The organism is Streptomyces actinomycinicus (genome assembly GCF_016741775.1).
Lineage (GTDB): Bacteria > Actinomycetota > Actinomycetes > Streptomycetales > Streptomycetaceae > Streptomyces > Streptomyces actinomycinicus.
Genome location: NZ_JAERRK010000006.1, coordinates 366669 through 378288, shown reverse-complemented (window position 1 = coordinate 378288; position 11620 = coordinate 366669). Strand labels below are relative to the sequence as shown.

The following is an 11620-nucleotide window of genomic DNA, read 5'->3' as shown; positions in this document are numbered from 1 at the left end:
CCGGGGCCCGAGGGGTGAGGAAAGTGCGTCCGACCGGCGCGTTCAGGTGCGTACCGCGGTGGTTTACGCCTGCGCGGAGCGAGCCGTACGGGCGGCTTCCGCCGCCTTCGCCGCGATGTCGGTGCGGTGCTGCGAGCCGTCGAGCCGGATCCGGCCCACCGCCCGGTACGCCCGCTCGCGCGCCTCGGTCAGGTCCGCGCCGACGGCCGTGACGGACAGCACCCGGCCACCCGCGCTGACGACGGCGTCGCCGTCCCGGCGGGTGCCGGCGTGCAGCACGTAGGCGTGCGGCGCGTCCTCGGCGGCCACCTCGTCCAGGCCGGTGATCGGGTCACCGGTACGGGGGGTGCCGGGGTAGTTGTGCGAGGCGACGACGACCGTGACGGCCGACTCGTCGCTCCAGCGCAGCGGCGGCAGGTCGGCGAGGTTGCCGGTGGCGGCGGCCATCAGGACACCGGCCAGCGGGGTCTGCAGCCGGGCCAGCACGACCTGGGTCTCGGGGTCGCCGAAACGGGCGTTGAACTCGATGACCCGGACCCCGCGCGAGGTGATCGCGAGACCGGCGTAGAGCAGGCCCGAGAAGGGCGTGCCACGCCTGCGCATCTCGTCCACCGTCGGCTGCAGCACGGTCTGGAGCACCTCGTCGACCAGCTTCGGGTCGGCCCACGGCAGCGGTGAGTACGCACCCATGCCACCGGTGTTGGGGCCCTCGTCGCCGTCCAGCGCCCGCTTGAAGTCCTGGGCGGGCTGCAGCGGGACGACGGTGTCGCCGTCGGTCACGGCGAACAGGGACACCTCGGGGCCGTCGAGGTACTCCTCGATCACCACGCTCCCCCGCTTGGCGCCAGGCGTTCCCAGGCACCCGGCGGCGTGCGCCTCGGCGGCCTCAAGGTCGGAGGTGACGACGACGCCCTTGCCCGCGGCGAGACCGTCGTCCTTGACGACGTAAGGGGCACCGAAGGCGTCGAGGGCCTCGGCGACCTCCTCGGCGGTGCTGCAGACGTAGGAGCGGGCGGTCGGCACCCCGGCCCCCGCCATGACGTCCTTGGCGAACGCCTTGGACCCCTCGAGCTGCGCGGCCTCCCCGGAGGGGCCGAACACCGGGATGCCCGCCGCGCGGACGGCGTCGGCCACGCCGGCGACCAGCGGGGCCTCCGGGCCGACGACGACCAGTTCGGCACCGAGCCGGGTGGCCAGACCGGCCACCGCGGCGCCGTCGAGCGCGTCGACCTGGTGCAGCTCGGCGACCTCGGCGATGCCGGCATTGCCGGGGGCGCAGTGCAGCGCGGTGACGTCGGGATCGAGGGACAGGGAGCGGCACAGGGCGTGTTCGCGGGCGCCGCTGCCGATGACGAGGACCTTCACGGGGGTCAGCCTAATGGCAAGGTCGCCGAAGACCGGGGGTCGGGGAACTTGTACGTTCCTACGAGTACGGCCACGGGACGCCCGCCCGCCCCCGCGGCCCCACACCGGCCGGCACCGGCCCCGTCGGCACCTGGCCCACACCGACCTCGCACCGGCCCCGGGCGCACGCCCGGTCGGCGCTCCGGCCGGCACCGGCCCCGGGCTGTTCGTTCCCGGGGCTATTCGTTGGTGAACTCCTCGACCACCGTCGCGCCCAGTTCCCGCACGATCAGTTCGTGGCCGGACAGCGCCGACTCGTCCAGATCGGGGTCGTCGTCCTCGGGGATGTCGTCCTCGGGGGCGACGGGCGGCGGCTCGGGAGCGGCCGGCGGCCGGGGCGCCGGGGCAGGCGCGGCGGACGGGGCCTGGGCACCGCCCTGCGCGGCGGCGGGGGCTTGCGGGGCCGGCTGGGGAGCCGCCGGGCGGGACGCGGCCGGGGCGCCGTAGCCGCCGCCGGTACCGCCGGGGGAGCCGCCGGAGGGAGCGCCGCCGTAGCCGCCGTGCCCCCCGCCGGAGCCGCCGTAGCCGCCGTAGCCGGACGAGCCGCCCCCGGTCGCCGGGGCCGAGCCGCCGGACGGGTCGACGATCGCCTCGATCTTCCACTGCACGTTGAACTGCTCGGCCAGCGCCTGCCGCAGCACGTCCTCGCTGCCGCTGCCGGCGAAGTTGTCGCGGGCGCCGGCGTTGACGAAGCCGAGCTGGAGCGTGGTGCCGTCGAAGCCGGTCACCTGGGCGTTCTGGCTGAGCAGGATCCAGGTGAAACGGCGGCGGTTCTTGACGGCCTCCAGGATGTTCGGCCAGAGCCCGCGGGGGTCGAGACCCCCGGTGGGGACAGCGGCCGGAGCGGGAGCCGGGGCGGCCGGAGCGGGAGCGGGCTGCCCTGTGTGGTGCCCCGCCTGGTGGCCCGTCTGGGGCTGCTGCTGGTGGGGCTGGGGCTGCGCGGGTCCTCCCTGCGCCGGCCGGCCACCCGCCGGAGCGGCGGCCGTGGGCCAGCCGCCGGGGCGCCGCCCGCTGCCCGCGGAGGCGGCCGTGGGCCAGGCACCGGGCGCGGCCGGGGCGTCCGACGGGGGCGCCGGGGGCTGGGCGGCGGGGCCGGTCGCGGGGGTGGGGGCGGCAGGGGGCGTGGCAGTGGGGGCGGGCTCCGGGGCGGAGGGGGAGGCGGGAGCCGTAGGCGCCGCCGGAGCGGCAGGGGCCGTGCCCCCGGCGGACGGACCGCCATCGGACGGACCGGCGGCACCCGGGCCACCCGCGGACGGACCGACGGCACCCGGGCCACCGGCGGACGGACCGGCGGCACCCGGGCCACCCGCGGACGGGCCACCAGCGGACGGACCGGCGGCACCCGGGCCACCGGCAGCCGGGCCGCCGGCAGGACCAGTGCCGACAGGGCCAGTGCCGGCCGGACCCGGAGTCGGCGCCGCACCACCGGCGGGGCCCGTGGACCCCGGACCACTCGCGGCCCGTACCGCCGCGCGGGCCGCCGCGACTCCACCGCCGGGCGGCACGGGCGTCGCACCCGCACCGGCAGCCGCCCCTACGCCCGCACCCGCACCCGCACCCGCACCCGACGCGAACGCTCCGCCGTGGGACTCGGGGCCCGGGACGTACCCCATCGCCGGTGCGCCGGCGCCGGGCGAGAAGGCGACGCCGCGCTCCAGGCGGTCGAGGCGGGCCATGACCGAGCGCGCGTCGCCGTAGGCGGCGGGGAGCAGGACACGGGCGCAGATCAGTTCCAGCTGGAGGCGGGGCGAGGTGGCGCCGCGCATCTCGGTCAGGCCCTCGTTGACCAGGTCGGCGGCGCGGCTCAGCTCCGCGGCACCGAAGGTCCCGGCCTGCGCCTGCATGCGCTCCAGCACGTCGGCCGGGGCGTCGAAGAGTCCCTTCTCGGCGGCGTCCGGCACGGCGGCGAGGATCACCAGGTCGCGCAGCCGCTCCAGCAGGTCGGCGACGAACCTGCGCGGGTCGTTGCCGCCCTCGATGATGCGGTCCACGACCTCGAAGGCGGCGGCCCCGTCACCGGTGGCGAAGGCCTCGACGACGGAGTCGAGCAGGGAGCCGTCGGTGTACCCGAGGAGGGACGTGGCCATGGCGTACGTCACACCCTCCGCGCCGGCACCGGCGAGGAGCTGGTCCATGACGGACATGGAGTCACGCACGGATCCGGCACCGGCACGCACGACGAGCGGCAGGACGCCGTCCTCGACCGGGATGTCCTCCTGCTGGCACACCTCGGCCAGGTAGTCCCGGAGAGTGCCAGGCGGTACCAGCCGGAACGGGTAGTGGTGGGTCCGCGACCGGATCGTCCCGATGACCTTCTCGGGCTCGGTGGTCGCGAAGATGAACTTGAGGTGCTCCGGCGGCTCCTCGACGACCTTCAGCAACGCGTTGAAGCCGGCCGACGTGACCATGTGGGCCTCGTCGATGATGTAGATCTTGTACCGGCTGCCGGCGGGCCCGAAGAAGGCCTTCTCACGCAGCTCACGGGCGTCGTCCACACCACCGTGGGACGCCGCGTCGATCTCGATGACGTCGATCGAACCCGGCCCGTTCCGGGCGAGGTCGCGGCACGACTGGCACTCCCCGCACGGCGTCGGAGTGGGACCTTGCTCACAGTTCAGGCAACGGGCCAGGATGCGCGCGCTGGTCGTCTTGCCACACCCGCGCGGCCCGCTGAACAGGTACGCGTGATTGACCCGGTTGTTCCGCAGCGCCTGCTGCAGCGGGTCGGTGACATGCTCCTGCCCGATGACCTCGGCAAAGGTCTCCGGGCGATAGCGGCGGTACAGCGCGAGAGACGACACGCATACGAGGTTATAGGCGCCCACTGACAACGGGATCCGCCCGCAGCCCCGGGAAACGCAAGCGCCCCCCACGCACCCGCCAGAGCCGACCTACCCTTGCTGCCTTCCGGCCCTGGGGGAGTTCAGTCAGATAGCGCCGCGTGAGGGGCTGCGCTCCACAGTACCCGATCGCGGGCCGCGGCCAGTACCCGATGCGGGCCTGCGGGAACGGGTTCGCGAGCACTCCCCTCGGTCATGTAATGTTTCCGGCGGAGGATTCGCCTAGAGGCCTAGGGCGCACGCTTGGAAAGCGTGTTGGGGGCAACCCCTCACGAGTTCGAATCTCGTATCCTCCGCCAGCCCGAAGGGCCGGACCGCAGCAGCGGTCCGGCCCTTCGGCGTATGTCCGTCCGAGCAGGCCCTTCCCGGACCCGCGACCGGTGGGGAGCGGTCAGCGGGGCCGAGAGGGCCTGTGTGGGCCGGTCAGCGGGTCGGGGAGGAAGTGGGCGGGGCTGTCGGGAGGGGACTGATGCCCGGCTCGTAGTGGTCGCGGAGGTAGATGCGGGTGCGGTCCGGGGCGTAGTCGTGGGCGTAGAGGCTGACGCAGCCGGTGTCCGAGGTGCCGTACGGGTCGGCGAGCGGGTCCGGGCTCGCGGTGGGCCCGGGGTCGGCGCCGGGGCAGACGGAGCCGTAGCGCAGGCCCTTCTGGAACGACTCCGGTTCCGGCACGCCCAGGTGTCTGAAGTCGTGGGTCCGCACATCGGTCACGGCGGCCGTGGGCTCCAGCAGCTCGCCGGCCGGCGGATAGGCGGCCAGGAACGCCCGTGCCTGGGACCTGGTCAGGGTGAAGGTGAGCACACCGGTGTCGAAGCGGGAGGTCACCTGATAGCCGGCCCGCGCGTCCTGGGCCCCTGCCGGGATGTCGACACCCATGTGCCCGCTCATCCACCCCGGCGTGACGCCCTCGACCCACCTGACGTCCGCGGTCTGCCCGGCGGCGCGGTCACCGGCCGGGCCGGTACCGGAGCCGGGTGCGGAGCAGCCTGTCGCCGTCAGGGCGCCCAGGAGGGCCAGCGTGCCGAGGGCCGCCCCGGCGGCGCGCGTCCGGCGGTGGCCGCCTGTGTCGTCGTCGGCGTCGTTCATCGGACGGCTGCCCTCCCGGGTGACCTGTGCGTCGTACGGCCCTGCTGTTGCTCCCGGCCCGGGTCCGTGCGTCCGTCCCTGCTTTCGTCGGGGCCCGGCAGCGGGGACTGGTTGGGCTGCGAGGAGCCGAGATCATAGTGGAAGCGTGTTGGGGGCAACCCCTCACGAGTTCGAATCTCGTATCTCCGCCAGCCCTCTGGCGTTTCCGTCAGGACGGCACGGCGGGGCAGCTGGTGCCCCGTGGTGGGAGTGCCAGGTCGGTGAGGTAGCTGTCCACGGCGTGTTCCATGCACGGGCCGCTGGTGACGCTGCCGTGGCCGTGGCCCTCGTAGGTGAGGAGCACGCCGCTGCGGCCGAGCTGCCGGGCCACCGAGACCGCCCACGGGTAGCCGGTGGCGGGGTCGTGCAGCGCGTTCGACACGAGGATCGGCGGGGCGCCGTGTGCGTCCAGGCGGCGCTGCGGGTTGGCGGTCGGTGCGCCCAGACACGCCGCTGCCATGTGCATCGGCAGCAGAGAGGGCAGGTCGGGCGCGGCCTTGTGCATCGTGGCGACAAGCGAGGCGTACTGCCGGTAGTCGCGCACGGGCAGGTGCCAGTCCGAGCAGAAGACCGGGGTGGCTGACGGCAGCGGCGCGGGCGAGGTGGGCGACTCGGGCAGCGGCCTGCTCGTGTCCATCCCCGCGAGTGCCTTGGCCAGGCCCGCGTGGTCGGCCGTGTAGAACTTGCGGAACGCGACCTTGTTGACCAGGTCCGAGGACGACAGCGCGGTGCCCGGCTTCGCCGGGTCCTCCAGCTCGCCGCGCCCGGCCCGGGCCAGCAGGCCCTGCCAGACGACGCGGACGTCACGGCCGTGCAGCGCGCAGTCCGCGGCACCGTCGCACCACTTCACGAACTCCTGAAAGGAATCCTCCGCCGCGGCCGCCTCGGACCGCAGGAAGTCACGGGTGGTCGGGACGCTGTGGTCCATGACACTTTCCAGCACCATCGCGCGCACGCGGTGCGGGTAGGTCTCGGCGTACTGTGCCCCGAGCAGCGTGCCGTAGGAGCTGCCGTGAAAGGTCAGTTTCCGCTCGCCGAGGGCGGCCCGGAGGGCGTCCACGTCCCGGACCGTCTGGGCGGTGTCCAGGTGGTCGAACACCGGGCCGGTGCGGGCCCGGCAGTCCGCACGGAGCCGCCTGTTGTACGCCATGGTGGTATCGAAGTCCGCCTGGCTCCTCAGCTCCGGTGACGGCCGCTCCGCAAGCAGGTCGCCGGAGCAGGTCACCGGGTTGCTGCCGCCCACACCGCGCGGGTCGAAGCTCACGATGTCGAACCTGCGGCGGACCTCGGGGCTGAACCGGCTGACCCGGCCCACCACCATGTCCACGCCCGAGTCGCCCGGCCCGCCTGGGCCGAAGATCATCGAGCCGACGCGTGCACCGGGCTCGGTGGCCTTGCGGCGGGCGACAGCCAGGCCGAGTCCCGGCCCGTCCGGGTGGGCCCAGTCGACCGGCACCCAAAGCGTGGCGCACTCGGCTCCCGGCTTCTCCGGGGCGTCACACGGCGCCCACCGCAGGCCCCCCGTGGCGGACGCTGACGCGTGGACCGCGGGAGCGGCGGCGAAGCCGGGGACGAGGGCCATGGCGGCTCCCACGGCCACGGCCGTGCCCCGCGCGGCGATGCGCCGCAGTGTGGATCTGGCCCGTAACGGCATGTTTCTCCTCGTGACGAGAGCGGCTGTGTCAGGCGTGCGGACCCGGCCGGGGCGCCGTCGTCACGCTAGGTGCACTGATGGCTCTGTGGTGCCCCCGTCAGGGGCTTCTCCGGGTCGGATCAGGGACCGCTCAGGGGCGATCGGAGCCCCGGGCGAACTCGGTCAGAGCCCGGTCGGGGGAAGGGCACTGCCGCGGCCCCGGCCGGCTCGTCCGAGGAGGACCCGCGGTCCCGGCCGGCTCGTCCGAGGGGGCCGGCACGAGGTCGGCCCCCGGATGTGTGTCCGCGCGCCGCGAGGCCTCACCGCCGTATCAGAGGCCCTGCTTCTCGGGCCAGGCGTCCACCTGGTCGTGGATGTCCCACAGCAGCTTGTAGAGGGCCGCTTCGGTGTTCTTCGCGGCGTCGGACCGGTTCGTGGTGTCCATCCTCCGGGTGTTGGCGAGGGCCGCCCAGCAGAAACCGTGTCGGGTACGCACCAACACGGAACTGCTGCCCGCCAGGTTCCCGGTGTGCCACCACGTCTGGGTGGCCGGGTGGACGGCCCAGCCCTTCGCGTAGCCGTTCGCGCCCTTGGCGGTGGACGGCGTGGTCATGGTCTGGATCGACGCGGAGGACAGGATGTCGGGGGGTGCGCCGAAGCCGTCCACGCGGGTGACGAAGCGCATCAGGTCGGTCGCGGTGCCCAGCCAGCCTCCCTCGGCGTCCTTCCTGGTGATCGGGGAGCCGTAAGGGTCCTCCTTGTTCTGGTCGTAGTACGCGACCTCCCCCGGACGCCGGTCCGCGCGGGTGTTCCCGGCGATCCGCATCCCGGTGATCCCGCACGGGGCCAGGATCTGCCGGCTGACGTACTCCTCGTAGGGCCGGCGGGTGACCCGCTCGATGATCCGCCCCAGGACGATGTATCCGAAGTTGGAGTAGGCGAACTCCGTGCCGGGGCCGGTGCCCGCGGCGTTGTTCAGCGGGCGCTGGTCGAGCACCCAGGAGATGAGCTGCGCCTGGTTCATCTCCGGGTGCTCGTACACCGGATCGGGGATCTGGTTGCTCCAGCCGGGTCCTGCCGTGTGCTCGAGGAGGTTCTGGACGGTGATGCTCTCGATCCCGGTCCCGTAGGGCTGCTTGCCGAATGTCGTCCCGAGGAGTCCCCGTGGCCCGAAGACGGTGTCCGCCAAGCTGAGCTGTCCCGTCTCGGCCAGCGTCATGACGGCGGTGGAGGTGATCGTCTTGGTGACGCTGGCGATCCGGAACAGACTTGCGTCCGTGACCTTCTCACCGGTGTCCTTGTCCGCCGTGCCGAAGCCCTGGGCGTAGACCAGCCCGCCCTGGTGGGCGAACGCCACCGAAAGCCCCGGAATCTCCAGCTTCTTCATGCACGCGTCCACCAGGTCCGGCATCACGGCGCCGGCCTCGCACCGCCGCCAGACCGGGCAGAACCCGGGCGTCGCGTTCTTGCCGCCCCCGTAGTCGGCCGTGAAACCGCCCACGAAGACCGGCCGGTACGACCGTCCCGCATGCTCGACCTCATGCTGGTACATGCGGGTGTCGATGCCGTGGCGGGCCACGAAGGCGCACTTCACGGATTTCTCCAGGGCCGCCGTGTAGTACGCCGTCTGCCCCGCGCCCCCGGGGAGGAACGCGCTGACCCGGGCGGGCCGGTAGTCCTGCTGCACGACCTTTTCGAAAGCCTGCTGGTAGTACTCCCGCACCCGCGGTGATATGTACCCCCAGTGACGCCCGTCGGCCAGTTCCCAGATCATGGCGAACCGGGTGCCGCGGAAGTCCTGCCCGGGATACGCGCTGATGTCGACGAGCCGGTATTTCTTCGCCTCGCGTTCATCGACCACGGAACGGAGTTCGGAATCCGGGACGTCGTGCCGGGACCACCACTTCGCATCGGAGTATTCCTCGGACCACCATTTGGGTGCCTCCCCTGTACGGCGGTCCCAGATGGCCGCGAAGAACACGTTTCCGGCGATGTTGTAGCCGTTCAGCCGGACCAGTTGGAAGTCGTCCTTGTGCCCGTCGAACACTCCGGCGTATTCGGCGAGCGGAATCGCGTGCAGCGAGAACTGCTCGGGTCCGGGCCGCTGCTCCCAGATCGCGGCGAACCGGGCCCCCTCGCCGGCCTGGTACCCGCAGACGTCAAGGAGTCGGTAGTTCTCCTTGTCGAGCCGCCGGAACTCCGCCTGGTACTGATCCGCCGTCAGATCGTGCCGGGCGACCCAGGGTTGGATGAACGGCGACTGCACGTCCGCGCGGGCGCCCCCGGGCGGTCCGGCCGTTCGCCGGGCGGAGAATCCGCGGGGAAGTACGGTGAAGGCCGCGCCCACGCCCAGCGAACCGGCAAGGAAATCGCGGCGTGACGGCAGGGGACGGTCCTGGTTCGCCGGCCGCTCCGGCACCCCTGACGGTCCGGTCATGGGTCTCTCCTGTGGACACGGCGGAGTCGGAAGCGCTGGCTCCGGCCCCGGGGGGAAGTCCACTGCCGGAGTGATTCCATGATGCGCGTCCGCACAGGGTTTTTCCTGTCGGGCGGCGGCGGGGAAGCGGCGGCCGAGGGCGTACGGCCGCTGAGGGCGGCGGCGATGTGGGTGTCGTCGCGCGTGTGCGGCTCGTGCTGCAGTCGAGGTGGATGCCCACGCCATGGGACCCCCGCCCTCCGGTCGGCCACACGCCGGCCGTCCACCCGTCACACCGGCGGATGTGTCAACTGCCTTTGTGCGTACGGGAGTGACTTCCGTGCTACCGCGTCACCCGCACCGGTGCCGACACCGTCACCTGGTCCACCTCGGAGACGCGGACCGTCACCTTCATCGTCCAGGTGCCGGGGAGGGGGAGGGTGAAGGACGGGGTGGACCAGTAGCCGCCGAGGTTCGTCACCCTGGTGTCCAGGGGACCCACGCGCTGGGCGGGCAGGGTGAAGGTGATGCGGAGTTCGGGGACCTTGCTGAAGCCGCCGTCGGGGCCGTAGACCACCGCCTGGACCGAGTTGGTGCCGGCCCGGCCGGGGTCCAGGGTGATCTGGACGGTGCCGCGACCGCCCGAGGCGCCGGTGTCGAAGGGGATCGTGGTGACGGAGGCCGTGGGGATGCCCGTCGTGATCGACGGGGTGTCCGGCTGCGCGGACTCGGCGGCCGCACGGCCGGGCACGGTGCCGGTCAGGAGCGTGGTCAGGGCGAGGACCACCACGGCGACCGCCGTCTCCGCCAGGATCGAGCGGCGCAGGAGGTGGAAGGAGGCGTGGGCGGACGTCGCGGCTTCCTCGGCGGCCGGGTCCGGGGGGAGCGGAGGAGCCAAGGGCGGTTCCGGGGGGAGCGGAGGAGCCGAGGACGGTTCCGGGGGGAGCGGAGGAGCCGAGGACGGTTCCGGCGGGAGCGGCGGGACCGTGGCAGGTTCGCGGACGTGGGCCCGGGCGGGGGTCGTCGCCCGGGTCAGGCGGGTGGCCCAGGTGCGGGAGCAGGCCGCCGCGAGGAGGAGGGCCGCCACCGCCGCCAGTTTGGCCAGCAGGGTGCGGCCGTAGGTGGTGTCCGTCAGTGCCTGCCAGGAGCCGAGTCCGCGCCAGGACTGGTAGACGCCGGTGAGGACCAGGGCGGTCACCGAGAGCGTGGCCAGCCGGGAGAAGCGGGCCGGGACCCTGGCGGGCAGGCCGTCCGGTGCCGGGGTGTGCCGCAGCGTCCACAGGAGGGCTGCCAGGCCGCCCAGCCAGGCCGCCATGGCCAGCAGGTGCAGGGTGGTCGAGGCGATCGCCACCGGTACCTGGATGCCCGCCGAGGCGTGGTCAGACCCCGCCCAGGTCAGGGACAGGGCGAGGGAGAAGGCCGCGGCTGCCGTGAGGGTGGCGCGGCGCGGGAGCCGGGCGCGACGGGTTCTCAGCAGGGCCGCGCAGGCCGCCGCCAGGAGCAGCAGGGCCAGGCGGGCCAGCAGGAGCCGGCCGGGCCGGGTCGTCGCCGTCCGGGTGAGGGTGGAGAGACTCAGGCCGGACGTCGGGGAGGCGGCCTCCTCGTAGGGCACCCGCAGGAGGTACAGGGCGGCCGTGGTGACCAGGAGCGCGGTCGCGGCGGCCAGGGCGGGGGCACGCAGGTGGGCGGTCGTCGGCGGGCGGCAGTACGCCACGAACGCGACGATGCCCAGGAGCAGGGCCAGGGAGAGGTAGGCGAGGTAGCGCGCGATGGTGTGGAGGGCCGTGGTCGTCCGGTTCTCCGTGCGGTCCGGCAGCAGGGCGGCCGGGGCCGCCGTGCGGGTGCCGACCGAGAAGGTGAGGGCACCGGACACCGGGTGGCTGTCGGCCGACACCACCCGCCAGGCGACCGTGTACGTGCCGGTGGCGAGCCGGGCCGGGAGGGTGACGCGGGCCGTGTCGGAGCGGCCGGCGGCGTGGTCGGCGGGGCCGGTGCGGACGCGGTGGTTGCGGGGGTCGTAGATCCGGAAGGAGTCGGTCAGCAGGCCGACCGACTCGGTGAAGGTGAGGGTGACGTGGCGGGGGGCGGTACGCAGGACCGTTCCGTCGGCGGGGTCGGTGGCGCGCAGGACGGCGTGCGCCGAGGCGGGGGCCGCGGTACCGACGAGGAGGCCGAACAGCAGGGCAGTCAGGAGCAGCAGTGCGC

General features: G+C 73.6%; 6 protein-coding genes, 1 tRNA gene and 1 other RNA gene. 1 reads left to right on the top strand and 7 read right to left on the bottom strand.

Annotated features, from left to right (window positions below; all coding sequences use genetic code 11):
* Positions 1 to 63 precede the first annotated feature (63 nt).
* The 3 genes from purD to ffs form a co-directional block, all read right to left on the bottom strand.
* On the bottom strand, positions 64 to 1365 hold the full coding sequence (purD, locus tag JK359_RS15600; protein WP_201835941.1) for a phosphoribosylamine--glycine ligase: 1302 nt from the start codon (positions 1363 to 1365) through the stop codon (positions 64 to 66).
* Between the two features lie 218 nt (positions 1366 to 1583).
* Positions 1584 to 4205 (bottom strand): DNA polymerase III subunit gamma and tau, encoded by a 2622-nt coding sequence (locus JK359_RS15595; RefSeq protein WP_201835939.1) that lies wholly within the window; start codon positions 4203 to 4205, stop codon positions 1584 to 1586.
* Between the two features lie 54 nt (positions 4206 to 4259).
* Positions 4260 to 4358, bottom strand: an RNA gene (ffs, locus tag JK359_RS15590) — signal recognition particle sRNA small type.
* Positions 4359 to 4455: 97 nt separating this feature from the next.
* Between ffs and JK359_RS15585 the strand changes: the two genes are divergently transcribed.
* A tRNA-Ser gene (locus JK359_RS15585) sits at positions 4456 to 4543 on the top strand.
* Between the two features lie 124 nt (positions 4544 to 4667).
* Here JK359_RS15585 and JK359_RS15580 read toward each other — a convergent pair.
* The 4 genes from JK359_RS15580 to JK359_RS15565 form a co-directional block, all read right to left on the bottom strand.
* Entirely contained in the window at positions 4668 to 5327 is a 660-nt protein-coding gene (locus JK359_RS15580; protein ID WP_201835937.1) for a hypothetical protein, read from the bottom strand.
* 208 nt (positions 5328 to 5535) lie between these two features.
* Positions 5536 to 7020, bottom strand: coding sequence for an alpha/beta hydrolase (locus JK359_RS15575; protein ID WP_201835935.1), 1485 nt, complete (start codon positions 7018 to 7020; stop codon positions 5536 to 5538).
* 310 nt (positions 7021 to 7330) lie between these two features.
* A complete protein-coding gene (locus tag JK359_RS15570; protein WP_201835933.1) occupies positions 7331 to 9436 on the bottom strand; it encodes a serine hydrolase in 2106 nt (701 codons plus the stop codon).
* Positions 9437 to 9758: 322 nt separating this feature from the next.
* Entirely contained in the window at positions 9759 to 11612 is a 1854-nt protein-coding gene (locus JK359_RS15565) for a copper resistance CopC/CopD family protein (protein ID WP_201836062.1), read from the bottom strand.
* Positions 11613 to 11620 lie beyond the last annotated feature (8 nt).

Coding starts and splice junctions, on each gene's coding strand:
- JK359_RS15580 (WP_201835937.1), bottom strand. CDS start 5,327: ATGAACGACGCCGACGACGACACAGGCGGCCACCGCCGGACGCGCGCC.
- JK359_RS15575 (WP_201835935.1), bottom strand. CDS start 7,020: ATGCCGTTACGGGCCAGATCCACACTGCGGCGCATCGCCGCGCGGGGC.
- JK359_RS15570 (WP_201835933.1), bottom strand. CDS start 9,436: ATGACCGGACCGTCAGGGGTGCCGGAGCGGCCGGCGAACCAGGACCGT.